The organism is Phocaeicola intestinalis, assembly GCF_014837065.1.
GTDB lineage: Bacteria > Bacteroidota > Bacteroidia > Bacteroidales > Bacteroidaceae > Phocaeicola > Phocaeicola intestinalis.
The window spans coordinates 36,873-60,885 of sequence record NZ_JACSPP010000013.1 but is presented as its reverse complement, the minus strand read 5'-3'; the positions used below and the strand labels follow the sequence as shown (position 1 = coordinate 60,885).

The following is a 24,013-nucleotide window of genomic DNA, read 5'->3' as shown; positions in this document are numbered from 1 at the left end:
TCTATTGTCCACTTCCCGGCAACCGATACCTATTCTGTACACCTTATTATATATCCAACACCCGTTGGCGGAAGTAATTTTGCACATATATGATTCCACCGATAAAGGCATTCAGACATGACAGGTGCTGCCTCAAAAAGACCGGACTGCATTTCTTATCCTCGTAGGCTTGCAATTGCGATATTCCGGTTTTTACCTCTGCTTTTGACTCATATTTAGTTGTTGTTATTATCTTTTTCCCCCAGTGCAGATAACTTCGTCTGGTGTAAGATTAATAATCTTCCGCTTGTAAGATTAATAATCTTGCAGCCTGAAGATTAATAATCTTACAGCGGATGGACCTATATGCGTTTGCCGGCGCACCTATATCCGCGGGTTTCCGCAACCGGCTGCATCCTGCAAAGATAGTCCGCGCTATCCTCCTCGTTACAGAAGCGGAAATACCTTAAAAATTCATTCCAAATCAGCACACGATAAATTCAAAACTGTTTCTAAGGATTTGTCCTGTATCTCACTTTTTTGTATTATCTTTGCATGGACACTTTTCATCAACCTTTAAAAAAGAACAAGACTCATAATGATTACTGCAGAAAACATTCTACTCATCGGCTCTATCCTGATATTCATCAGTATTCTCATCAGCAAGACCGGATATAAGTTCGGCATCCCCACCCTCTTGCTCTTCCTCCTGGTAGGAATGCTTTTCGGGAGCGACGGACTGGGCATCCAGTTCAACAGCGCGAAAGATGCCCAGTTCGTAGGAATGATAGCGCTGAGCATCATCTTGTTCACGGGAGGGATGGACACACGGTTCCGCGAAATCAAGCCCATACTGCCTCAAGGGATACTTCTGTCTACTGCAGGCGTGCTGGTCACTACCCTCTTGACGGGGCTGTTCATTTATTTTTTATCCGACCATACAAAAGCAGACATTCAGCTGACCCTACTCGCCTCTTTATTACTTGCCGCCACAATGTCATCCACCGACTCGGCTTCGGTATTCAACCTGCTCCGCTCACAACGGATGAACCTGAAAGAAAACTTGCGCCCGATGCTGGAACTGGAAAGCGGAAGCAACGACCCCATGGCATATATGCTTACCATCGTGCTGATACAAGTCATTGGAAGCGGAACAGATTTGCATGCCGGAATCATCGCACGCGACCTGCTTGTACAATTCTTTTTCGGTGGAACAATCGGCTATGCAGCAGGCAAGTTCGCCGTATGGCTCATCAACAAAATCGAGTTACCTAATACCTCTCTTTACCCCATCCTCCTGCTGAGCATTGTATTTATTACCTTTACTACCACCGACCTGGTACACGGAAACGGTTATCTGGCGGTCTACATAGCCGGAGTCATCGTAGGCAATGCCAAACTGGCATCGCGGAAAGAGACACAAACTTTTATGGACGGGCTGACATGGCTTTTCCAAATCATCATGTTCCTCGCCCTCGGACTGCTGGTAAACCCACATGAGATGATAGGTATCGCAGGCATCGGCTTGCTTATCGGTGCATTCATGATTGTAGTGGCACGTCCAGTAAGCGTGTTCCTCTGCCTGCTTCCTTTCCGGAACATTTCCCTACGTGCACGGCTCTTCGTATCATGGGTAGGGCTGCGTGGAGCTGTTCCCATCATTTTCGCTACCTACCCCGTCATAGCTGAAATCCCAGGGTCAAACCAATTGTTCAACATTGTATTTTTCATCACCCTTCTCTCGCTTGTCATTCAAGGGATGAGCATCTCACAGATGGCACGCTGGCTCAAGCTCGACATGCCCCAAGCCAAAGAAGGAAACGCATTCGGCGTAGAGCTTCCCGATGAAATAGATACCCGACTGGACGACCTGACCCTCACCGCCGAAATGCTGGAAGAAGGAAACAGATTGGCAGACATGAACCTGCCTCAAGGCACACTGGTGATGCTGGTAAAACGCGGAAACGAATTCATCATTCCCAACGGACAAATAGAACTTCATGAAGGTGACAAACTCCTGCTCATTTCTGAAAATAAACAGAAAAAGCGACAAAATCTGTAAATCAGGAAACAAACCGAAGAGATTTTTTCCTTACCTTTGAGAAAATTACAAGAACAGACAATACGCATCACCCGGCGACCACACAGCCCACAGGAAAAACCTCTGTATGTCTTTGTGCCCAAGGTAAAACTTGTCTGCAAGACCGACACACCATTCAAAATCATAACATTATGGAAAACTATCTCTTCTGGATTGCTCCAGCCGCCTCGTTCCTGGCACTTGCCTTGGCGGCTTTCTTCTATAAACAGATGAAAGGAGAAAGCGAAGGAACACCCGAGATGCAGAAAATCGCCGAACATGTACGCCGTGGGGCGATGTCGTACCTCAAGCAACAATATAAAGTGGTGACACTCGTGTTTATCGGACTTGCTCTCCTGTTTGCCATCATGGCATACGGCTTCAACCTCCAGAACCACTGGGTGCCCGTCGCATTCCTGACAGGAGGGTTCTTCTCCGGCTTGTCCGGCTACCTCGGAATGAAAACCGCCACATACGCCTCAGCACGTACTGCCAACGCCGCCCGTACCTCACTCGACAAAGGCCTGCGCATCGCTTTCCGAAGCGGAGCAGTCATGGGACTGGTGGTAGTAGGACTGGGCTTGTTCGACATCTCCTTCTGGTATCTCTTACTGGAACGATGCATCCCCGACAATGCACTGAACCCTACCTCAAAGCTCTGCGTCATAACCACTACAATGCTCACCTTCGGAATGGGAGCTTCCACACAGGCTCTCTTCGCCCGCGTAGGCGGAGGCATCTACACGAAAGCCGCCGATGTAGGAGCCGACCTGGTAGGCAAAGTTGAAGCCGGAATACCTGAAGACGACCCGCGTAACCCGGCAACCATCGCCGATAATGTAGGCGATAACGTAGGCGACGTTGCAGGTATGGGAGCCGACCTCTACGAATCGTATTGTGGCTCCATCCTTGCCACCGCCGCACTGGGTGCCGCTGCTTTTATCGGCACAGGAGACACCGAAATGCAGTTCAAGGCAGTCATCGCACCGATGCTGATAGCTGCCATCGGCATCATCCTATCCATTATCGGCATTTTTGCAGTACGCACACGCGAAAACGCTACGATGAAAGAGCTGCTGAAAGCACTTTCTACCGGAACCAACCTCAGCTCGTTTTTCATCATCATCGGCACGTTTCTCATCCTTTGGCTTTTAGGATTGGACAACTGGGTAAACATATCACTGGCTGTCATCGTAGGCCTGCTGGTAGGAATCATCATCGGGCAGTCTACCGAATATTACACTTCACAATCATACAAACCCACACGCAAGCTCTCCGAAAGTGGTAAGACAGGACCTGCCACCGTTATTATCTCCGGCATCGGACTGGGAATGATTTCCACTACCATCCCAGTCATAGCCGTAGTAGCAGGCATCATCCTTTCCTACTGGCTAGCTTCAGGATTCGACTTCACCAACATTGGGATGGGACTTTACGGCATCGGAATCGCATCGGTAGGCATGCTTTCCACCTTAGGAATTACCCTTGCCACAGATGCTTACGGCCCCATTGCCGACAATGCCGGAGGAAACGCCGAAATGAGCAAGCTGGGCGAAGAGGTGCGCCGGCGTACCGATGCGCTCGACTCGCTGGGCAATACTACCGCAGCTACCGGAAAAGGATTTGCCATCGGCTCGGCAGCCCTTACAGGACTCTCCCTGCTGGCTTCATACATCGAAGAAGTACGTATCGGACTGGAACGTATCGGAACCGCCATCCTTGAACTTCCCAACGGCATCCAGATAGCCATCCACGAGGCAGGACTGGACGACTTCATGATTTATTACGATGTTACACTAATGAATCCTAAAGTGCTTTCAGGGATGTTCATTGGCAGTATGATGTCTTTCCTTTTCTGCGGTCTTACGATGAATGCTGTAGGGCGTGCAGCCTCGCGCATGGTAGAAGAAGTGCGCCGCCAGTTCCGTGAAATAAAAGGCATCCTGAGTGGAAATGCCGAGCCTGACTACGCCCGGTGTGTACAGATTTCCACACAAGGCGCCCAACGCGAAATGGTATTCCCCTCTCTGCTTGCCATCATCGCTCCTATAGTTACGGGGTTGCTCTTCGGTGTACCGGGTGTCATCGGTCTGCTGATTGGCGGACTTTCATCAGGCTTCGTGCTAGCCATCTTTATGGCAAATGCCGGAGGTGCCTGGGACAATGCCAAGAAATATGTGGAAGAAGGAAACTTTGGCGGAAAAGGAAGCGAAGTGCACCGTGCCACTGTAGTAGGCGATACCGTAGGTGACCCGTTCAAAGACACATCCGGTCCCAGCCTGAACATTCTTGTAAAACTGATGAGTATGGTTGCTATCGTAATGGCAGGGCTTACTGTGGCATGGAGCCTGTTCTGACAACGGCAATAAACACGAATATTAATATGTAGGGGTGTATGCGGTACGCCCCTACATGGAATGTTTCGGATATTCAATTAATTTTTCATTCAGGCTCTTTGAAACTGTTTCTGACTATAATTGGCAACATAAGAAGCTGTTTTGAATTTCTCCAAAAAGTTTTTCTTGGCTTGATGTATCCGTTTTCGTGTGTGCTTTGGGCGATTTTTTGGTCCTTTCCGCTCCTGTTCTTCGTCAGGTAGCCCGCTATCTTCCTCATAGTAAAGACGCAAGATTTTACGTCTCTACAAAAACCCATCCCAAATCATCGCACGATAAATTCAAAACAGCTTCTAAGAAATTCCTAAAAAATTTTTGCCTAAAACAAAAAAATCCAAGCAGACAGAAGCATATTTTTGTTAATTCACCCAATTTATATTAAATCAAGAGCTATTATATCAGGAAAAATTCTTATCTTTGTTCCCAAATTCGGTATAAATAATGAGACAACTTAAGATTACCAAAAGTATCACTAACCGAGAGAGCGCCTCTTTGGACAAATACCTTCAGGAAATCGGACGCGAAGACCTGATTACGGTAGAGGAAGAAGTGGAACTCGCTCAGCGTATTCGCAAAGGCGATCGTGCAGCGTTAGAGAAACTTACACGTGCAAACCTGCGATTTGTAGTATCAGTGGCCAAACAGTATCAAAACCAAGGATTGAGCCTTCCAGACTTGATAAACGAAGGAAATCTGGGCTTGATTAAGGCTGCCGAGAAGTTTGACGAGACCCGTGGTTTCAAATTCATCAGTTACGCCGTATGGTGGATTCGTCAATCTATTCTCCAAGCACTGGCCGAGCAATCCCGTATCGTGCGCTTGCCATTGAACCAGGTAGGTTCGCTGAACAAAATCAGCAAGGCTTTCTCTAAATTCGAACAAGAAAACGAACGCCGTCCGTCACCGGAAGAGCTGGCAGACGAACTGGAAATCCCGGTAGACAAGATTTCGGACACGCTGAAAGTTTCAGGACGCCACATCTCTGTAGACGCTCCTTTCGTGGAAGGAGAAGACAACAGCCTACTGGACGTGCTGGTAAACGACGACTCCCCTATGGCGGACCGCTCCTTGGTGAATGAATCACTTTCGAGGGAAATCGACAGAGCGCTTTCTACGTTGACCGAAAGAGAGAAGGAAATTATCCAGATGTTTTTCGGTATAGGAACGCAAGAAATGACGTTGGAAGAAATTGGTGACAAATTTGGACTGACACGCGAACGTGTACGCCAGATTAAGGAAAAAGCCATCAGAAGATTAAGACAAAACTCGCGTAGCAAACTGCTCAAATCTTATTTAGGATAAACGAACATCGGTTTCCGAATTTACAAAAAGCTGTAAGGTCTACGGACACTTACAGCTTTTTCACTATTATGCCCTGCAAGCTATATTATATAATAAGGTAAAGGAATGCCACGCTCAGCCAATGACTTCCTTCCGAAAACGAACTTAAATATGTTAATTTCACTCCAGACGGTTTCATATATGCCTACAATTGCTTACTTTTGCTTTGTAAAACTTATAAATTTATGAAACAGATTAAACTGCTTTGCTTTTTGCTCATTGCATCCATCGTGATACCCGTTCTTGCCAAATCGCCGAAAAACAAGAACAAATACGGCGTCTACATCGCTGGAGTATCGGCTTCATTCAGTGACTCACTGGTTTATTTCACAGATATCCAATATGTAGACAGTGCCATGGTAGGCGGTGACGGATTGCTGGTAGGACGTGCACAATACAGCATCCAGCTAAAAGAATACCTGGAACAACAGGAAAACGGGAAAAACCGTACGTGCTTCGTTTACTACAACAAAAAAAAGAAAAACCTGCAAAAGGAAATCAACAAGCTGAAAGAAAAATACCAGAAGGGAAATACGCTGGTGCTTCTTGACGTAGACCCTGAATTCAAATTTGAAAAAGCAGAGATTTATTGATTATGAGAAAATTATTCCTATACATTGTTTCACTTTTCATCCTGACGGGCTGTTCGGACGAAATACCCGAACATGAACAGCCGGTACAGGCCAAGCGTGCCATACTTGCCTATTTGATTGCCAACAACAATCTGGACGAAGATATTATGAACAATGTACAATGGATGTACGAAAGCCTTGCTGAAAGTGGAGACTCATGCACGCTGCTCATTTACTACAAACCGACTTCCAGCAACCAATACATTAACGAAGCGCAAATCCTTGCCTATTTCTCTGATGGACACGGGCAAATCAACGGACAACCAGCTTTGGAAGGCAATGACATCACTCAAGGCAACGTCATCGCACAGGCCAACCGCTATACTGCCGTAACGGGAACTTCAACCGATCCGGAAGTGATGCGTGCCAACTTGCAAATGATGGCAGACATTGTTCCCTCGCTCAGCTATGGACTTATCTTCGGTTCACATGCTACCAGCTGGATGCCTGCTGCAGGCACAGACATTGCTACCAAATCATTCGGACAAGACGGGAATGTCTATAACTCTATCAACATCCCCGAACTTGCCGACGTACTGGAACAGACTTTCCCAGACAATCTCGACTTCGTGCTATTCGATGCCTGCATGATGCAAACCGCCGAAGTGTGCTACGAACTGCGTCACGCCACACGCTATTGCATCGCTTCGGTATTGGAAACACCAGTAGTAGGTTTCCCTTACCACGAGATATTGAATAACTTGTATCAAGACAAAATCGACTTCGACAAACTTTGCGAAAATGTCATCAATTTCAATAAAAGCAGAGGGCTATGGGGGACATACGCCGTAGTGGATTGCACACAAATGGATGCTTTTGCCAATGCCGTAAGAGAGCAGATAGACCAACATGCTTCCGCCCTTGAAAACCTTTCGCTTCATTCTATCCAACAATATGGAGTGAATGGATCTACTGATTTTAGATATTTCTCATTCGATGTTGCCGATTTCATTAAACAATTGAATGAAGGAGAACTTCCGGTCTTATTCCAACAAACACTTGATCAAACTGTACTTGCCAAAAGCTGCATTACGAATAGTCATTCCTATCCGTATGGTTCGATATTAACTGATGAAAGCAAGTATTGCGGCATAGGCATGTACATTCCTGACGCCGTCCCCGATACCCGATGGAACGACTATTACCGTTCCGCCATTTCGTGGTATCAAGCAGTATGGAGTGAATAAGGTTTATGACACATAAGTTGCAAAGGCGCAGAAACAATCAGGATTCTGATTCTTTCCGCGCCTTTTCCTTTTCAGAAAATATACTGCAACCGAAGCTGGGCAAGAAAGAAGTCTTTCTTATAAAAAGCGTTGCAATGCTCCCCTACCCATACATAGCTGCCGTTCAGCTTCACTCCTAAATATTGGTTGATGTACCAGTTTACACCTAAAGACAAGTCGGTCTCCTCACCTCCATAAATTCCTGCACGGTTATCGTTCATGTCCGTATAATTCAAGCGGGCAACCAGTTCGATAGCTTGTGGAGTAGCCGGACGGCTCGGTATGCCATACATCGCATCGTATTCGAAGCCGCGTCCTTTCAACAAGAAACCGCCTTGAATGTATCCCCCGTGCGGACGGTATGCCTTCCCGCCATCCGTGCGGTTCAAACGGTCGAAATAATATTCGGCTTGAACCATCCAGCGTGGAGCGGTGTATAATGCCTCAACTACCCCTTTCACCTCTGTTCCCATATTCGGCACTTCAGCTTCAAGCAACGAAGCAGGAAACATCGATGTAATGCCCTCACTATCTACCGTACCCACAGGCGGCTCTTCGGTATTGACCTGTTTCGTGCGGAAAGAAAAGGCACCGCCTACGTGAATCAACCGATGGTCTTCCCCTTGCTTGCGCCATACGGCACGGGAAGTCGATACAAAGGCATTCTTCTGACTGCTCCCTATCTTATTGATATCATTATGCGTATAGACACCCGTAGCGAGATACCACGAATCGGTATAAAAATGATACGTTGCACCCAACTTCCGGCTATCGGTAAAAGCCAAGACCGATGCAGCCGACTGATGGAAGCGCAAGTCGGCTGTGCTTATCAACATATCCATCGAAAAAGGCTCGTACGCATTGCCCAGCGAAAGCACACTGTTCTTAAAGTGGTAATTCAGCAACAAATCCTTTATCGCTACTTTACCTCCTCCCAATCCGATATCGGCTTTTGCCTCCCACTGCCCGTAAGTCGCTTTGAACCCGACCCGGAAATCTTCCAGCCGATAATAGCCTTGCACGTCTTCTTTGCCATAACCCGACACGGCGGCATCGAGCAGGGCACGCGAACGGAACTTTACTTTCAGCTGCTCTTGCGCCTGCGTTGTCACTCCTCCCAACAGGAGAATGAAACTCAACAATCCAGCTACGATTTTCTTCATACCTGCACAGCCATTAGTTGAGGAAGCGCTTCTTCTACCGGAACCGCCCAACCGTAATCCGCCACATTAAATATCGGCGCAGTCTTGTCCGGATTAATGGCGATAATCCGTTTCGCACCGGCAATGCCTGCCGTGTGCTGGATTTGCCCGCTGATGCCGATAGCGATATACAGGTCCGGAGCAATGGTCTGGCCGGTCTGCCCTACTTGCAAATGCGCGTCAATCAAACCGGCTTCTACCGCAGCACGCGACCCGGCAACAGCTGCTCCCAATCGTTTTGCCCATTGGCAGATACGCTCTACCGTTTCTTTTTTCTTCACGCCACGCCCTACTCCGATCACAATCCGGCTGTTCCCCAACGAATCCCCGCCGGCTGTTTCCAATACCTCGTCCAATAAGCGGATATGACCGTCGCACTTAAAGTCCGATAAATCATGCCGGATGCATTCCCCTTTCAAGGCAGGGTCCGCTTCACGCGCTTTCATCACTCCCGGACGTACCGAAGCCATTTGCGGACGGTGCGCCGGAGTAGCAATCGTAGCCATTAAGTTTCCGCCAAAAGCCGGACGTATCTGCTGAAGCAGGCCTGTTTCGGCATCAATGTCCAACTCCGTACAATCGGCAGTCAAACCTGTTTGGAGCAGAGCCGCGATACGGGCAGACAATCCACGTCCACGAGGCGTTGCGCCTACCAGCAAGATGTCCGGACGGCATTCGCGGATAACCTGAACGGCAGCACGGGCATAATTTTCTTCGATGAACGAAGCCAACGACGAATGCCCGGCAAGATGTATCCGCTGTGCTCCATACGCCGCCAACGAAGACACCGCCGCATCCGATTCACTCCCGATTAAAAGAGCCTCTACATCCTGATGCAGCTTTTCTGCCAGAACGGCAGCCTTCCCTAACAATTCTTTTGTAACCGCAGAAAGGGTTCCGTCCGCTTCTGTTTCGGCAAGCACCCAAATACCTTTAGACGTTCCGCCGGAAATTTGCGTCTGCGTCTCCGGTTCATTCAACGCCAAAGCCTCCGAAGGGCAGGCTTGCACGCAACTTCCGCACAAACGGCATTTATACGGGTCGATTTCCGGATATTCCGCCATGCGGATGGCGCCGTAAGCACAAGCGTCCACACACATTCCACAACCGATACATTGGTCCTCGCGCACTTGAAGCGCAAAAGAGGCAGTATGTTCATTCATAAGATTCATTCGTTATAAGTGATAAGATTCGTTTAATAAGTAAATGTTGAGAATTAATTTATATAATGTAGCCATCTCAGAAACGCAGATTAACGCAGATTTTCACGGATTCTTTTGATTTACTATTTTTCGATTTACAAAGTACGATTTAATGCTCAAACAGTAGATAGTAAATTGTCAAATCGTAAATAAAAATAATCTGCGCTAATCCGCGAAAATCTGTGTTTCTGATCATATCATTTTGCACACTTATTTAATTGCTTCAGCAAATGCGGCTGCATCCGCACACCAGTTGATTTCTTTTTTCCGGACAGGCACCGCAGTCGATACCACCCGCGTAGGAGAAGCATACAGCCCTACGGAAGACGCATCTATGCCCAGGTCCTTCTCGTCCCAACGAAGGATTTCCTGCCGTTGCGCCCGGCGCCAGCCCGATAAAGTCATGCAATCCAGTTCGCCGTTTTCACGGCTTACCATCACGGCGCAAGGCAACTCGATTTCCATCCGCTGCAAATACGCCCCCGCTTTCCGGCTGACGCTTATCGTATGTTCGGTCAGCTGCCCGACGGCCGACAGGCAGGTAACTTGAGGAATATCCAGCTGCCCTGCCACTTCCGGCCCCACTTGCGCCGTATCGCCGTCGATGGCCATTTTGCCGAAGAACAACAAGTCGTACGCTCCTATCTTGTGCACAGCCGCAGCCAGAACCAGGCTCGTACACCACGTATCGCTTCCGGCAAAAGCTGGAGAAGAAAGCAATATCGCCCGGTCGGCGCCCCGCTGCAACGCTTCGCGCAATACGGTTTCTGCCGAGGCCGGCCCCATGCTGACCGCAACCACTTCGGCTGCGGTATCTCGTTTTAAGTCGAGCGCCATTTGCAAGGCATACAAGTCATCCGGATTCGTCCGACTCAATGCCGAAGAACGCTTCAATGTCTTTGTCACCGGGTTAAGTTCCACTTTAGTCGACTGAGGAACCTGTTTCAAAAATACAATATACCGTTTCATTATTGACTATTTTACTGTTTACCATTTACTATTTTTCCGTTGTGTCCAGTTTAGGCGTGCGAAAGCTTCCCGCAATGTACAACATGAAATCCTAAAGCTGGAAACCTTCCCCACGGCGTGGGCAACAAATCCCAAACTTATCCGCCTTTCTTGTTCGAACGGGCATCAGCGCAACGCTGCTGAAACTCGGGCGAGAACGGGTCTACCTCGCCGAAGCGTTCGGGAGCGAACAACGCCGGATTGACAAAAGGAGTCTCACCCGTAATCAGTTCCGCAGCCAGCCGCCCCATGCCTCCGCCTGCCGCAACTCCGCCTCCGCAGCATCCGGTAACGGTGAACAGTCCTGCGTATGCCTGCACCGGACCGATGATGAACATGGCATCGGGCACATAGCAAGACGGGCCTGCCATGTAATGCGCAATGGGCAAATCGTCAATATCGTGCAAGTAAGGCTTCAGCAGCGGCGCACATTCGTCGAGCACCGTCCATTCGGCTTCTTTGCGGAAATCAAAATCTTCCAATTGTCCGGTCAGAGTAGCCGGGTCGAACGACTGGCAACGGCTTTCGCGCAAACCGATAATCAAGGCACCCACATCCGAGCGGGTGAAGGCACGGGCATCGGGAATCACGGTAAACGGATGCCCTGCCGGAAAACGCTCCTTGTCAATCTTCGTTATCCAGAAATGGCTGCGAACCGGCGTAAACGGAAGCCCTACATGGAGGGGACGCATCAACAGATTGGCCCACGAACCTGCCGCATTGACCACAACCGGGGCTTCAATGCATTCACCGTCAGCCAGCCGGACACCGCAGACGCGGCCGCCTTCAACCATAATCTCTTTCACCTTACAATTCGGACGAAGCGTCACGCCCAAACGGGCAGCCGCCTTGGCATAACCCGAACAAAGCAGCGCTGAATCGATAAAGGCATCGGTGGGCATATAAAGCGCCACATCCACCGCTTCCGCATCTATCCACGGGAGCAATGCCTTCACTTTGTCTTTCGTAATACGTTCATTAGGTATGCCAAAACGGGTTGCAGCTTCTTCCAAGGCTTCCAGTCCTTTCAACGATGTTTCAGACGAAGCAATCGTAATGCTTCCACACTGTTGAAGCTCCAGCGATTCACCCAACAGGTCTTCTATTTCAGCGATGCAATCATAGGTTTCCTGCACCAGTTCCATCAAAGCCGGTTTGGTCCGGGCACGAGTCAACAGACAAGCCGCACGTGCCGATGCTTGCGAAGCGATTTCGTTTCCGTCAAGCAGCAAGATTCTTCCGGCTTTCCGTTTTGCCAACTGATAAGCAGTAGCGCATCCCAATAATCCGCCACCAATGATGACTACATCGTAAGTCTTTTCCATATTCCTTGTTTATATATTTACATACTATATTGCGCGTTCACACACATTTCATCAGCCTTCTTCGCTTCGAGCGTAGCGTTGTACTTACGGTAAATGAGGATTCCCGCAACGGTAAACAGAACCGTACACAAGGCGCCCACGCCGCAAGCGATATGATTGAACAGGGCGAACCATTCTACCTCAATATTGAGCAACTCTTTGGTAGACAACAACGTCACCGTGCCCAGATAGCCGATAAAGTCAATCATCGCTATGAAGAAACCTACATTCCCCTTGATTCGGAAACAAGCGATAAACCGGTCGAAGAAAACCGTCTGGAAAGTCAGGTAAGCGATATACAGCGACAAGCTTTCAATGAAAAGCCACATCACGGGCGAGAGGTCGAGCGTATCGTAATGATAAGACACATACGTCATGGTGAGGCATCCGGCAATCACCAGGGTCATCAGCCAAAGCAGCGCGCGGATATTGCTGCGGAAGAAGATGAACAGGGCGAAAATGCCTAAAATAATCAGCGTCACAATTGTATCTATCCGGGCAAACATCCACGACGACTGGTTGCTCATGTCCAAGATGTACACCAGGAAGTCTTCTTTGATGTCACGCAAAACGAGGAGCATGAAGTTGCCGACAAACAACAAGGTCAATATCGGCGCGTATTTCAAGAAGAGCGCCTTGCGTCCCTTGCTGTCCAGCGTCACACGCTCGTTGCGCAGGGCGATGTCTTCTGCCGTGGGCTGCGGAAGCCGCTTCAGCATGTATCCCATCAGCACCAGCAAAGGCAAGGCAAAACCGCCGATGACCGCAGGCATCCAGAACTGGCTGATGTGCATTTCGTTCATGGCAAACAACCCAAAGCTTTTCGCCACGCCCGAACTGAACACCATGCTTACACCCAACAGGCTTGCCAGAATGTCGGTTACTTTCCGTCCTTCGATAAAACTGAATATCACGCCCCACATGCAGCCCAACGAAAGGCCATTGACAAACATCGCGATGACATTCCAAGGAGTATCCAGCAATCCGAACCCTACCAATGCCGCCTCGGCAAGCACTGCCGAACCTACAAAGAAACGGAAGCGGTTCTCCTTCTTCAGTTCCGAAATAATCTTAATGCCGAAAAACTTGGCAATCACATAACCCAAAATCTGAATGGTGGTCACCGCCACTTTGTAATCGCTTCCAAAGAACTCCAATCCTTCAAACGAAGCCGCCGTATAAGGCTTGCGCAAGGCATACACCAACGAATAAGAAAGCAATGCCGCACCTCCTGCCCACAAGATGAGCAGCACTTCCGATAAATTCCTGTTTTTAATCAATTGTTTCATATCTTTCAACGTTTTAGTCTGATTTCGAGTGCAAAGCTATCCCGCCCTTGATTCTGAAAGAATTAATTTATGATGTATTATAAACCTCTTTTACAGGGCATTTATAAATTCATCTTTATATCAAGATAATGTCACCGAAATGAAACAATTGAAATATTGCTGTAACATCTAAACCGTACATTTGCAAAAAATCGACAAAACGACTATGGACAGATTACTCTCCCTTTACGAACGAATGAAAAAGCTCCGCGAATCGGGGGTAAGGATGAAAGACATATCCGAAGAGACCGACATCGCTTCGAGCGTATTGTCGTCGCTCTACTCTTCCGTACTTCCGATGTATGTCAATCTTGTTTCGGGCGGAGAAGAGCAGGAAGCGGCATTAGACAAAGCCCTGCAACAAGTAAACAACGTATCGAAACGCAAACTGCTGGGATGCCTGGACACCTTATATGATAAGGTAAACCATATCGAGCCCCGGCAGGCGAGCAACAAGAACAATGCCCGCCCGTTTCTGGATGACATCGAGAAAGAAGCCTTGCGCTACCTGCCCAATGCAGGCATCTATACCGGATTGTATTTGGCGTACAGCTCGTCTTCTTTCTCCGACGGGCTGAAAGTGGAACCGTATATGATAGCTTCTATCACCGACGGCGATGCGTTGCCCAAAGTTTATTCGCAAAACATGAATGGCGATTATTATGCAGGCGTGGGCGTGTTCTCTCCCTTCCAGATAGGGTATCTGATGTTCAACGAACAAAAGCACTTGCAATTGGCACTGAAAGTAGTCTTCTTGCAATTGCCGCTTATCGAATACCCCGGTTGGATGAAAGGCATCTACCTGACGCACGATTATAGCCGCAACCCCATCGCCCGACGGGTAGTCTTCGTGCGCCAAGGGAATGAAATCCCCTTAGAAGAATTTGCCGAAATGCGTACGGAAGTCATTCCAAAAGACAAACTGAATGAAGAACAGCAAGCGTATTATGATTATACTTGCCAACAAGGAGACGTGATAAGAAGCATGATGCTGGTATCTCCCGAAAAAAACGTAAACGATTTGATGAGGGAAAAAGAACTGCTAAAGCTATTATAACAAATTCACCACCGATTACATGGAGTAAGAATGATTTAAGAAGCTGTTTTGAATTTCTCCAAAAAGTTTTTTTTGGCTTGATGTATCCGTTTTCGTGTGTGCTTTGGGCGATTTTTTGGTCCTTTTCGCTCCTGTTCTTCGTCAGATAGCCCGCTATCTTCCTCATCACAGAAGCGGAAATGCCTCAAAAACTCATCCCAAATCAGCGCACGATAAATTCAAAACAGCTTCTAAATCCGTGTAATCTGTGGTGAAAAAACAAATCAGAACTCGCTGGTGAAATGAAACTTGATGTGCTTGAAATCATTCTGAGCCATTTGTAGCACATATCCGCTGTCGGCAAGGAAGACATCACGCCCTTCGCGGTCTTTTGCCATATACTGGAACTTCCGTTTCTTGAATGCTTCCAGTTCGTCCATATCATCGCTTTCTATCCAGCAAGCCTTGTACAGGCTGACCGGCTCCCAACGGCACTTTGCGTTGTATTCGTTCTCCAGACGATACTGGATTACCTCGAACTGCAACTGCCCTACCGTACCTATCAGCTTACGTCCGTTAAACTGATTGATGAACAATTGCGCCACGCCTTCGTCCATCAATTGGTCAATACCCTTATTTAATTGCTTGGTCTTCATCGGGTCTGCATTTTCGATGTACTTAAACATTTCAGGCGAAAAACTGGGCAATCCCTTAAAATGCAACTGTTCGCCTTCGGTCAGCGTGTCGCCAATCTTGAACGTACCGTTATCCGGCAAACCGATAATATCGCCTGCCCACGCTTCATCTACTGTGGTCTTGCGCTGAGCCATAAACTGAGTGGGTGAAGAAAAACGCATTGTCTTGCCTTGCCGCACATGCAAATACGGCGTATTTCGTGTAAACTTACCCGAACATACCTTACAGAAAGCCACGCACGAACGATGGTTAGGGTCAATGTTTGCCGTAATCTTAAAAATGAATCCGGTAAATTTAGGCTCGTCGGGCATTACCACACGTTCCTCTGCCTGTACCGGCCGGGGACTGGGAGCAATTTCCACGAAGCAGTCCAACAATTCCTGTACGCCAAAATTATTTAATGCAGAACCGAAAAATACAGGTGCCAGTTCACCTTTCAAGTATTCATTGACATCAAATTCGGGATATACGCCTTCTATCAGTTCCAAATCGTTGCGGAGCTTTTCAGCCAAAGGAGCGCCAATGTGGTTATCAAGCTCTTCGGTATGGATATCCACTTCCACCTTCTCCGTCACCACTTGCTTGGAAGGCTGGAACAGGTTCAGCTTCTTCTCATAAATGTTATATACACCCTTGAAACGCGGTCCGCTTTCGATAGGCCAGGTCAAGGGACGCACATTGATAACGAGTTCTTCTTCCAGCTCGTCCAGCAGGTCGAACGGGTCTTTAGCCTCACGGTCCATCTTGTTGACGAAAATAATCACCGGCGTGTTGCGCATACGGCACACTTCCATCAGCTTGCGTGTCTGCGTTTCCACACCTTTCGCCCCGTCCACCACGATGATTACGCTATCCACCGCCGTAAGCGTACGGTATGTATCCTCCGCAAAGTCCTGGTGACCAGGTGTATCAAGGATATTTACTTTGTAATCCCGATAATCAAACTCCATCACCGATGTAGTGACCGAAATACCACGCTGCTTCTCAATATCCATCCAGTCGGAGGTAGCGGTTTTCTTAATCTTGTTCGATTTTACAGCACCTGCCACCTGGATCTGCCCTCCGAAAAGCAACAGTTTTTCCGTCAACGAAGTCTTACCGGCATCCGGATGTGCAATAATCGCAAATGTTCTTCTTCTTTCTATTTCCTGATTTGCCATATTTCTTATTTTTCTACGATATCAGTCTAAATCCAATTCCCCTTTTTTCTCCTTTATATAATAACCGGCAAGCATAGCCAGCAAATCACTGATTGCTTTCACCGCCTTCTGCGTATCTTCACTCACCTCTTTCTTTTGCAGTTTCAGCATCCATACGCCATACATGGCATCGAAGCATGTCTCCAGTTCAGGCACGTCCCTGTCCGCCCCCTTTGCCCGAAGCTCTACGATAAAAGGCAGAGCCTTGTAATAAGCTGCGCTATAGTAAGGGAATTTAGGCGAGCGGAGCAAACGCAGATGCAGGTCGGTCAGCCATACGATGATGTTCTTATTGATTTGCAAATGCCCCTTCTGCATCACGCCTTCATCGTGCATCATATTAATCAAGTCTTCATACCATTGCGTCAACTCTTGCCTTTGTGGGTCGGTCAGAGAAGGATACGTGTCGACGACATTCCGCCGTATCTGTCCGATATCGCAACCGTTGGCACGAATCAAGTCTTCCACCTGCCACATATAGAGCAAGTATTCTGCAATATTCTGTTGTTTAAGTTGTCGGGAAATATACATATTCTTATCGTATCTGTCAAGAGAAAGATTTTCCGGTAGCAGCCAGCACGAATCCCACCATCGCCGCTACAATCACCGCCACACCAATGATACGGTTCAGCATCCAGATGCCCCTCACATTAAACCGCGTGCGCACCTTGTTCACAAAATAAGTGATGCTGAACCACCAGCTTACCGCTCCCATAATAATGGCAAGATAGCCCACCAGCTGGAAGCCGATAGGGCTACCCGGCATCACGAATGAGAACCGGGCAAAGAGTCCGATGAACAGGAAGATAATCAATGGATTGGAAAAGGTGACAAAAAAGGCAGTCACAAAATTGTGCAGGTAAGTTCCTCTTTTACCCGACGAAGGCCGAAGCGCCTTCACCGGATTACTCCGGAACGTATAAATGCCGAAAGCCAGCAACATGATACTGCCCACCACTTGCAGAAAAATCTGATGCTTCAGAATAAGCTCGTCCATAAAGCTCATGCCGTATCCCGTAAGCAACGCATAGCAAATATCGCTCAGTGCCGCCCCCAGTCCTGTCACAAAGCCAAACCAGCGTCCTTTATTCAATGTACGCTGAATACAAAGAACGCCCACAGGCCCCAGCGGAGCGGAAACCACCACTCCCACTATAAACCCTTTTATCAACAAATCCAGTATCGTAACCTGTTCTATCCAATTCATAGTGCAAAGATGCTACTTTTTTGCGAGATTACCTACGATTTCGGCTGTAATTCTTTTACAACATGAAAGCCAAAGCCAAAATCCAATCTTTCCTACCCCCGTCCAGCGACCTCCCATACAACGAATATGCGCATCCATAAGGATAATATATGCAATCTTCCACACATACGTTTTCATCGGGCCACGCATATACTTCCAACGGCACATGCACTTATTTTCACCCACGCATAAAAACTCTTTCCCCACTACTCTTTCGAAAATATTTCCAGTCCACGTAGGAAATAATAAAAAATAAAGACTATCTTTGCCGGAAAGACAAATCATAACCATGACAGAAAGACTGAAAGAGATTAAAAGCAAGATTGACGATGGAGAGATTGACGCAGCCATCCAAGAACTGAACGAGCTCCTGGCCCAGCATCCGGACAATGCAGACTATGCCTACTACCTGCTGGGGAATGCGTTCCGCAAGCAAGGCGACTGGCAAGGAGCCCTGAACAATTATCAGGAAGCCATTGCCCTCAATCCCGACAGTCCGGCATCCGAAGCCCGGCGCATGGTGATGGATATCCTGGAATTTTATAACAAAGACATGTTTAATCAATAAGAATAAGGTAATTTTACTATGGCTAAGATGAAAGGTGTGGTAATCGTGAATACAGAACGCTGCAAAGGGTGCAACCTATGCGTGGTTGCCTGTCCGTTGCATGTATTGTCGCTTACCAAAAAAGTAAATCAAAAAGGATATAATTACGTACAACAGACCCTGGAAGACACCTGCAACGGTTGTTCTTCGTGCGCCATCGTATGTCCGGACGCTTGTCTGACAGTATACAGGGCAAAAGAAGCGTAAGTTTTTAAAAACAGGTAACCAGGTGACCAGGTACGAGTTGACTAGGTTTTAAATACCGTAGTAAAACAATTCCAGACCTAGTCAACTAGTACCTAAGACCTAGTCAACTATAAAAATTTAAAAAGATATGGCAGAAGAAGTAGTTTTAATGAAAGGAAACGAAGCCATCGCCCGTGCGGCCATCCGGTTCGGCGTGGACGGTTACTTCGGCTATCCTATCACTCCCCAATCGGAAGTATTGGAAACTCTCGCCGAACTAAAGCCATGGGAGACAACCGGTATGGTCGTCTTGCAGGCAGAAAGCGAAGTGGCAGCTATTAATATGGTATATGGAGGTGCCGGAAGCGGCAAGATGGTAATGACTTCCTCCTCCAGCCCGGGCGTCAGCCTGAAACAGGAAGGAATCTCTTACATTGCAGGTGCCGAACTTCCGTGCCTGATAGTAAACGTAATGCGAGGAGGACCCGGACTGGGTACCATCCAGCCCAGCCAGGCAGATTATTTCCAGACCACCAAAGGAGGCGGACACGGTGACTATCATGTCATCGCACTGGCTCCGGCATCGGTACAGGAAATGGCCGATTTCGTAGGGTTGGCATTCGAACTGGCTTTTAAATACCGGAACCCGGCCATGATTCTTGCCGACGGTGTCATCGGACAAATGATGGAGAAAGTCGTACTTCCCGAACCTCGTCCGCGCCGCACCGAAGAAGAAATCATTGCCCAATGTCCATGGGCTACCACAGGACGTAAAGGACGCAAGCCCAATATCATCACTTCGTTGGAACTTGACCCTGCGGTAATGGAACAGCGCAACCTGCACCTGCAAGCCAAATACGCAGAAATAACGGCACATGAAACCCGTTACGAAGAAATAGATTGCGAAGATGCCGAATACCTGATTGTAGCTTTCGGCTCATGTGCCCGTATCGCCCAGAAATCAATGGAGCACGCCCGCGAGGAAGGCATCAAAGTTGGCTTGTTCCGCCCCATCACCTTGTGGCCGTTCCCTGGAGAAGCCCTGAAGGAAAGAGCACGGCAAATGAAAGGCATCCTCGTCGTCGAACTGAACAGCGGACAGATGATTGAAGACGTCAAGCTGTCTGTGGAATGCCGCATTCCGGTCGAGCACTTCGGGCGCCTGGGAGGAATCGTTCCCGACCCGGATGAAGTCATCGAATCATTGAAAGAAAAACTCATCAACAACAAGTAACCGATTATGAACAAGATAAACCAGATCAGAACCGTACTGAACATTGTTTTTATGATAGGTGCAGTGGCTACTATCATCCTGTTCTTTACAGATGTCAACCAGACCGTATTTTTCTACGTATGTGCGACATCCATCATTATAAAAATGATAGAGTACGCGCTCCGATTCTCTCAACGTAATCGACAAGGAGGAAAACTATGACAAAAGAAGATATCGTAAAACCCGAAAACCTGGTTTACCAGAAACCTCGTTTATTGAACGACAACCCGATGCACTACTGCCCGGGATGCAGCCATGGAGTCGTACACAAGCTGATAGCTGAAGTCATCGACGAAATGGGCATGACTGAAAAAGCCATCGGCATCAGCCCTGTAGGATGTGCCGTCTTTATGTATAATTACCTGGACATCGACTGCCAGGAAGCCGCACACGGACGTGCACCCGCATTGGCAGGAGCCATCAAGCGCTTGTGGCCCGACCGCCTGGTATTCACATATCAAGGCGATGGCGACCTGGCATGTATCGGAACTGCCGAAAGTATTCACGCCCTGAACCGTGGTGATAACATCGCCATCATTTTTATCAACAATGCCATTTACGGTATGACAGGTGGACAAATGGCGCCTACCACTCTCGTCGGCATGAAAACCGCCACTTGCCCCTACGGACGTAATCCGGAAATCCACGGTTATCCGCTGAAGATGACCGAAATAGCAGCCACCCTGCAAGGCACTTGCTATGTCACCCGCCAGTCTGTGCACACCGTTGCAGCTATCCGCAAGGCGAAGAAAGCTATCCGCAAAGCTTTCGAAAACTCGATGCAGGGCAAAGGTTCCAGCCTGGTAGAAATCGTGTCGACCTGCAGCTCGGGCTGGAAAATGACTCCCGAAGCAGCCAACAAATGGATGGAAGAACACATGTTTCCTTTCTACCCGCTGGGCGACTTGAAAGATACGACGATTTGAGTTTTTAAGTTCTTGAGTTTTTAAGCTCTGCAATACTGACAGCATTTTATTTGCAAACTTAAGAACTATAGAACTAAAAAACTCAAGAACTTAAAGACTTAAAAACTAAAAAACTTAAAAACTCAAAACAATATGACAGAAGAAATCATTATAGCTGGATTCGGAGGCCAAGGCGTATTGTCGATGGGAAAAATCCTTGCCTACTCCGGTCTGATGGAAGGCAAAGAAGTGACCTGGATGCCTGCCTATGGCCCCGAACAACGCGGAGGAACCGCCAACGTCACGGTCATCGTGAGCGACGAACGCATATCTTCTCCGATTCTGAGCAAATACGATACCGCCATCATCTTGAACCAACCTTCTCTGGCAAAGTTCGAAAGTAAAGTGAAACCTGGCGGCGTACTGATTTACGACGGCTATGGCATAATCAATCCGCCTACCCGCAAAGATATCCACGTTTATCGCATCAACGCCATGGACGAAGCCAACGAACGGAAGATGGCAAAGACTTTCAACATGATTGTATTAGGCGGACTGCTGAAAATCCGTCCCATTGTATCCATCGCAAGTGTGGTAAAAGCCTTGTACAAGACACTTCCCGAACGTCATCACAGCCTGATTCCAATGAATGAAGAAGCTATCCACATCGGCATGGACATCATCAAGGAAATGAAGTAACCCAGATTAAGGAATTGTTTTGAATATCCGCAGCCATCCTATGTAGGGGCATATCGCATACGTCCGAATGCATCAACTAATCCACGTGAATGTTTTGGGCGTATGCGATATGCCCCTACATGGCAATCGGGTGGAATGCGGATATTCAATAAAACTTTTTGGAGAAATTCAAAATAGCTTCTTAGATGCATTTGCCCTGTTTAACAATGACGAATATCTGCAAATCTGCCCCTAAGTTATCCCTTGTTTCGTTTTTCTTTTATATCTTTGTCCCCATTATGAGGAAGATACTTTTTATAGCAATCATAGCACTGATATGCGGCAAACTGTCCGCACAGAACACGTTATCCAACCAATTCGGAAGTTCGGCATCAGGTACAGACCGAGATATGTACGACCGAAACGGGAATCCGATAGACACAACCGCCGTTAACGATGCCAGCACCATTCCCATCGGGCTGACATCGTGGAAAATTGATGCCCGTTTCGGAAACCGTACCGAAGTGCCTGTCGATACTTTGCAGCATGGCTTCCAAAACACGAACGATACAGGAGGGCCTTACGGACATTATACCTATTTGGGGAACTTGGGAGCTCCCCGTATTGCTCATGTATTTTTCGACCGTAAAGATGCCAGCCAGTTCTTCTTTTTCGACCCTTACGATTACACTGTGTTACAACCGCAAGACGTAACATACACAAACACCAAGTCGCCCTTTGTCAACTTGACTTATTATAAACAAGGTAGCAGCCGCGACGGAGAAGAACGTTTCAAAGCCTATTTTGCCGTGAATGCCAACAAACGGCTGGGATTCGGGTTCAACATCGACTATGTGTACGGACGAGGGAAATACGCCCACCAGTCAACAGCTTTATTCAACGGAAACCTATTTGCCTACTATCTGGGTGACAAATACAATATGCATTTCAGCTTCATCAACGACAACTTGAAGGTAGCCGAAAACGGCGGTATCACCGATGATCGTTACGTCAGTGCGCCGCTGGATATGGCTGAAGGAGGACGTACATACGCCAATAGCGAAATCCCGACCAACCTGAGTGCCATATGGAACCACAACACAGGATACCATGCTTTCCTGACTCATCGGTATAACTTAGGATTCTACCGTGACAATCCGGACGAAAACGATACAACCAACACACAGGTATTCGTACCTGTCACCAGTTTCATGCACACGGTGAAAGTAGACGTGGCAAGACGCCAATATATCTCACAAGATGAAACAGAGAACACGGAATACTTTCTAAATAATTTCTTGCCCGACATAGAACGTGACAAGACAGACTATCTGGCAGTAAAGAACACGCTCGGCATATCACTGCGCGAGGGATTCAACAAATGGGCAAAAGCCGGCCTTACCGCTTTCGTCACCCACGAATTCCGCCGCTTTACGATGACCGACACCATCGCCGGAACTCCCGGACAACGTATTCCTACAGATTATACGGAAAATGTCATTTCTGTGGGAGGACAACTCATCAAAGAACAAGGCAAAATGTTCCATTATAACGTAACGGGTGAATTTGCACTGATAGGCGAAGATGCCGGAGCATTTTCGGTGGAAGGACGCGGAAACATGAACTTCCGCCTGTTCAATGATACCGTCCGTTTACAGGCAAATGCCTATATCAAGAACCAAAACCCGACATTCTACTATCGTCATTTCCACTCGAAACATTATTGGTGGGACAATAACGACCTTTCGAAAATGATGCGTACCCGCATTGAAGGACAACTCAGCATTGACCGTTGGCGTACGCAACTGAAAGCTGGTGTAGAAAACATCACCAACTATACTTATCTCGATAACCTTTCGGTAAGTGACGGACAAGGCAGTAGCGGAGACGGAACTGGCAGCAGCAACGAAAGTGGAACCACAACTCATTACCTGAACAATCTAGGAGTAGCCCAACACTCGGGGAGCATCCAGGTATTCAGCGCATCGCTCCGGCAAGATTTCAAACTGGGTATTTTTCACCTGGATAACGAAGTGACTTACCAAACTTCAAGCAACCAAGACATCCTTCCATTGCCGAAACTGGTCTTGTACCATAACCTCTACCTCAGCTTCGGGCTGGCAAAGAAGGTTTTGAAAGTAGAAATGGGTGCCGACGTGCGCTATTTCACCGAATATTATGCCCCCGACTATGCGCCGGCAATCGGTCAATTCTATCTGCAAAACAAAGACACGCGCTACAAATTAGGGAACTATCCTTTAGTGAACGGTTACATCAACCTGCACCTGAAACGCACGCGTATCTTCTTGATGATGTACAACCTGATTCAAGGACAAGGGACCCACAGTTATTTCCTGGCTCCCCACTACCCACTGAATCCGCGTCTGTTCAAAATCGGCATATCGTGGAACTTCTTTGACTAAAAAAAC

The 24,013-nt window shown here is 47.8% G+C and carries 23 protein-coding genes; 13 read left to right on the top strand and 10 right to left on the bottom strand.

Annotated elements, in window-relative coordinates; translation table 11 throughout:
• The first annotated feature begins 574 nt into the window (after positions 1-574).
• Together H9625_RS06255 and H9625_RS06250 are read left to right on the top strand one after the other, a co-directional pair.
• Positions 575-2,041 (top strand): potassium/proton antiporter, encoded by a 1,467-nt coding sequence (locus tag H9625_RS06255; RefSeq protein ID WP_162608581.1) that lies wholly within the window; start codon positions 575-577, stop codon positions 2,039-2,041.
• A gap of 170 nt (positions 2,042-2,211) precedes the next feature.
• Positions 2,212-4,416, top strand: coding sequence for a sodium-translocating pyrophosphatase (locus H9625_RS06250; RefSeq protein ID WP_022041232.1), 2,205 nt, complete (start codon positions 2,212-2,214; stop codon positions 4,414-4,416).
• 89 nt (positions 4,417-4,505) lie between these two features.
• Here the strand turns inward: H9625_RS06250 and H9625_RS06245 are convergent, their stop codons facing one another.
• Positions 4,506-4,688 (bottom strand): hypothetical protein, encoded by a 183-nt coding sequence (locus tag H9625_RS06245; protein WP_191763463.1) that lies wholly within the window; start codon positions 4,686-4,688, stop codon positions 4,506-4,508.
• A gap of 208 nt (positions 4,689-4,896) precedes the next feature.
• Between H9625_RS06245 and H9625_RS06240 the strand changes: the two genes are divergently transcribed.
• The 3 genes from H9625_RS06240 to H9625_RS06230 all read left to right on the top strand — a co-directional run bounded on the left by H9625_RS06240 (position 4,897) and on the right by H9625_RS06230 (position 7,615).
• Entirely contained in the window at positions 4,897-5,757 is an 861-nt protein-coding gene (locus H9625_RS06240; protein WP_022041231.1) for a sigma-70 family RNA polymerase sigma factor, read from the top strand.
• Between the two features lie 224 nt (positions 5,758-5,981).
• On the top strand, positions 5,982-6,389 hold the full coding sequence (locus H9625_RS06235) for a hypothetical protein (protein WP_022041230.1): 408 nt from the start codon (positions 5,982-5,984) through the stop codon (positions 6,387-6,389).
• 2 nt (positions 6,390-6,391) lie between these two features.
• Positions 6,392-7,615, top strand: coding sequence for a clostripain-related cysteine peptidase (locus H9625_RS06230; protein ID WP_191763475.1), 1,224 nt, complete (start codon positions 6,392-6,394; stop codon positions 7,613-7,615).
• A gap of 71 nt (positions 7,616-7,686) precedes the next feature.
• Here the strand turns inward: H9625_RS06230 and H9625_RS06225 are convergent, their stop codons facing one another.
• The 5 genes from H9625_RS06225 to H9625_RS06205 all read right to left on the bottom strand — a co-directional run bounded on the left by H9625_RS06225 (position 7,687) and on the right by H9625_RS06205 (position 13,719).
• Positions 7,687-8,817, bottom strand: coding sequence for a porin (locus H9625_RS06225; RefSeq protein ID WP_191763461.1), 1,131 nt, complete (start codon positions 8,815-8,817; stop codon positions 7,687-7,689).
• Positions 8,814-10,019 (bottom strand): electron transfer flavoprotein subunit alpha, encoded by a 1,206-nt coding sequence (locus H9625_RS06220; protein ID WP_191763459.1) that lies wholly within the window; start codon positions 10,017-10,019, stop codon positions 8,814-8,816. Before H9625_RS06220 ends, H9625_RS06225 begins: the two co-directional genes overlap by 4 nt.
• A gap of 249 nt (positions 10,020-10,268) precedes the next feature.
• A complete protein-coding gene (locus H9625_RS06215) occupies positions 10,269-11,027 on the bottom strand; it encodes an electron transfer flavoprotein subunit beta/FixA family protein (protein ID WP_191763457.1) in 759 nt (252 codons plus the stop codon).
• Positions 11,028-11,164: 137 nt separating this feature from the next.
• Positions 11,165-12,391: an NAD(P)/FAD-dependent oxidoreductase gene (locus H9625_RS06210; protein ID WP_191763455.1), complete on the bottom strand. Its 1,227-nt coding sequence runs from the start codon at positions 12,389-12,391 to the stop codon at positions 11,165-11,167.
• Between the two features lie 17 nt (positions 12,392-12,408).
• Positions 12,409-13,719 (bottom strand): DUF5690 family protein, encoded by a 1,311-nt coding sequence (locus tag H9625_RS06205; protein WP_087212815.1) that lies wholly within the window; start codon positions 13,717-13,719, stop codon positions 12,409-12,411.
• Between the two features lie 205 nt (positions 13,720-13,924).
• Between H9625_RS06205 and H9625_RS06200 the strand changes: the two genes are divergently transcribed.
• Positions 13,925-14,815: a hypothetical protein gene (locus H9625_RS06200; protein WP_087249338.1), complete on the top strand. Its 891-nt coding sequence runs from the start codon at positions 13,925-13,927 to the stop codon at positions 14,813-14,815.
• Between the two features lie 35 nt (positions 14,816-14,850).
• Here H9625_RS06200 and H9625_RS06195 read toward each other — a convergent pair whose 3' ends face one another.
• From H9625_RS06195 to H9625_RS06180, 4 genes are all read right to left on the bottom strand, one after another.
• A complete protein-coding gene (locus H9625_RS06195; protein WP_158098054.1) occupies positions 14,851-15,003 on the bottom strand; it encodes a hypothetical protein in 153 nt (50 codons plus the stop codon).
• A gap of 75 nt (positions 15,004-15,078) precedes the next feature.
• Positions 15,079-16,650, bottom strand: a complete 1,572-nt coding sequence (locus H9625_RS06190; RefSeq protein WP_022041222.1) for a peptide chain release factor 3 — start codon at positions 16,648-16,650, stop codon at positions 15,079-15,081.
• A 21-nt stretch (positions 16,651-16,671) separates the two neighbouring features.
• Positions 16,672-17,220, bottom strand: coding sequence for a DUF4924 family protein (locus H9625_RS06185; protein ID WP_022041221.1), 549 nt, complete (start codon positions 17,218-17,220; stop codon positions 16,672-16,674).
• Between the two features lie 16 nt (positions 17,221-17,236).
• A complete protein-coding gene (locus H9625_RS06180) occupies positions 17,237-17,896 on the bottom strand; it encodes a LysE family translocator (protein WP_087211866.1) in 660 nt (219 codons plus the stop codon).
• A gap of 328 nt (positions 17,897-18,224) precedes the next feature.
• Here H9625_RS06180 and H9625_RS06175 point away from each other — a divergent pair, with 328 nt between their 5' ends.
• The 7 genes from H9625_RS06175 (at position 18,225) to H9625_RS06145 (ending at position 24,007) form a co-directional block, all read left to right on the top strand.
• A complete protein-coding gene (locus H9625_RS06175; protein WP_087211873.1) occupies positions 18,225-18,503 on the top strand; it encodes a tetratricopeptide repeat protein in 279 nt (92 codons plus the stop codon).
• A gap of 18 nt (positions 18,504-18,521) precedes the next feature.
• Positions 18,522-18,749, top strand: a complete 228-nt coding sequence (locus tag H9625_RS06170) for a 4Fe-4S binding protein (protein ID WP_022041218.1) — start codon at positions 18,522-18,524, stop codon at positions 18,747-18,749.
• Between the two features lie 127 nt (positions 18,750-18,876).
• Positions 18,877-19,962, top strand: a complete 1,086-nt coding sequence (locus H9625_RS06165) for a 3-methyl-2-oxobutanoate dehydrogenase subunit VorB (protein WP_022041217.1) — start codon at positions 18,877-18,879, stop codon at positions 19,960-19,962.
• Between the two features lie 6 nt (positions 19,963-19,968).
• Positions 19,969-20,163: a hypothetical protein gene (locus H9625_RS06160; RefSeq protein WP_022041216.1), complete on the top strand. Its 195-nt coding sequence runs from the start codon at positions 19,969-19,971 to the stop codon at positions 20,161-20,163.
• On the top strand, positions 20,160-20,927 hold the full coding sequence (locus H9625_RS06155; RefSeq protein WP_022041215.1) for a thiamine pyrophosphate-dependent enzyme: 768 nt from the start codon (positions 20,160-20,162) through the stop codon (positions 20,925-20,927). The genes H9625_RS06160 and H9625_RS06155 overlap by 4 nt, the downstream gene beginning before the upstream one ends.
• A 132-nt stretch (positions 20,928-21,059) precedes the next feature.
• Positions 21,060-21,605 carry a 2-oxoacid:acceptor oxidoreductase family protein gene (locus H9625_RS06150; RefSeq protein ID WP_022041214.1) on the top strand — a complete coding sequence of 182 codons (546 nt, stop codon included), beginning with the start codon at positions 21,060-21,062 and terminating at the stop codon, positions 21,603-21,605.
• 278 nt (positions 21,606-21,883) lie between these two features.
• Entirely contained in the window at positions 21,884-24,007 is a 2,124-nt protein-coding gene (locus tag H9625_RS06145; RefSeq protein WP_087211888.1) for a putative porin, read from the top strand.
• Positions 24,008-24,013 lie beyond the last annotated feature (6 nt).

Excerpts from the sequence above, each read along its gene's own strand:
- H9625_RS06250 (WP_022041232.1), top strand. The coding sequence starts at position 2,212 with ATGGAAAACTATCTCTTCTGGATTGCTCCAGCCGCCTCGTTCCTGGCA.
- H9625_RS06240 (WP_022041231.1), top strand. The coding sequence starts at position 4,897 with ATGAGACAACTTAAGATTACCAAAAGTATCACTAACCGAGAGAGCGCC.
- H9625_RS06235 (WP_022041230.1), top strand. The coding sequence starts at position 5,982 with ATGAAACAGATTAAACTGCTTTGCTTTTTGCTCATTGCATCCATCGTG.
- H9625_RS06230 (WP_191763475.1), top strand. The coding sequence starts at position 6,392 with ATGAGAAAATTATTCCTATACATTGTTTCACTTTTCATCCTGACGGGC.
- H9625_RS06225 (WP_191763461.1), bottom strand. The coding sequence starts at position 8,817 with ATGAAGAAAATCGTAGCTGGATTGTTGAGTTTCATTCTCCTGTTGGGA.
- H9625_RS06220 (WP_191763459.1), bottom strand. The coding sequence starts at position 10,019 with ATGAATGAACATACTGCCTCTTTTGCGCTTCAAGTGCGCGAGGACCAA.
- H9625_RS06215 (WP_191763457.1), bottom strand. The coding sequence starts at position 11,027 with ATGAAACGGTATATTGTATTTTTGAAACAGGTTCCTCAGTCGACTAAA.
- H9625_RS06210 (WP_191763455.1), bottom strand. The coding sequence starts at position 12,391 with ATGGAAAAGACTTACGATGTAGTCATCATTGGTGGCGGATTATTGGGA.
- H9625_RS06205 (WP_087212815.1), bottom strand. The coding sequence starts at position 13,719 with ATGAAACAATTGATTAAAAACAGGAATTTATCGGAAGTGCTGCTCATC.
- H9625_RS06200 (WP_087249338.1), top strand. The coding sequence starts at position 13,925 with ATGGACAGATTACTCTCCCTTTACGAACGAATGAAAAAGCTCCGCGAA.
- H9625_RS06190 (WP_022041222.1), bottom strand. The coding sequence starts at position 16,650 with ATGGCAAATCAGGAAATAGAAAGAAGAAGAACATTTGCGATTATTGCA.
- H9625_RS06185 (WP_022041221.1), bottom strand. The coding sequence starts at position 17,220 with ATGTATATTTCCCGACAACTTAAACAACAGAATATTGCAGAATACTTG.
- H9625_RS06180 (WP_087211866.1), bottom strand. The coding sequence starts at position 17,896 with ATGAATTGGATAGAACAGGTTACGATACTGGATTTGTTGATAAAAGGG.
- H9625_RS06175 (WP_087211873.1), top strand. The coding sequence starts at position 18,225 with ATGACAGAAAGACTGAAAGAGATTAAAAGCAAGATTGACGATGGAGAG.
- H9625_RS06170 (WP_022041218.1), top strand. The coding sequence starts at position 18,522 with ATGGCTAAGATGAAAGGTGTGGTAATCGTGAATACAGAACGCTGCAAA.
- H9625_RS06165 (WP_022041217.1), top strand. The coding sequence starts at position 18,877 with ATGGCAGAAGAAGTAGTTTTAATGAAAGGAAACGAAGCCATCGCCCGT.
- H9625_RS06160 (WP_022041216.1), top strand. The coding sequence starts at position 19,969 with ATGAACAAGATAAACCAGATCAGAACCGTACTGAACATTGTTTTTATG.
- H9625_RS06155 (WP_022041215.1), top strand. The coding sequence starts at position 20,160 with ATGACAAAAGAAGATATCGTAAAACCCGAAAACCTGGTTTACCAGAAA.
- H9625_RS06150 (WP_022041214.1), top strand. The coding sequence starts at position 21,060 with ATGACAGAAGAAATCATTATAGCTGGATTCGGAGGCCAAGGCGTATTG.
- H9625_RS06145 (WP_087211888.1), top strand. The coding sequence starts at position 21,884 with ATGAGGAAGATACTTTTTATAGCAATCATAGCACTGATATGCGGCAAA.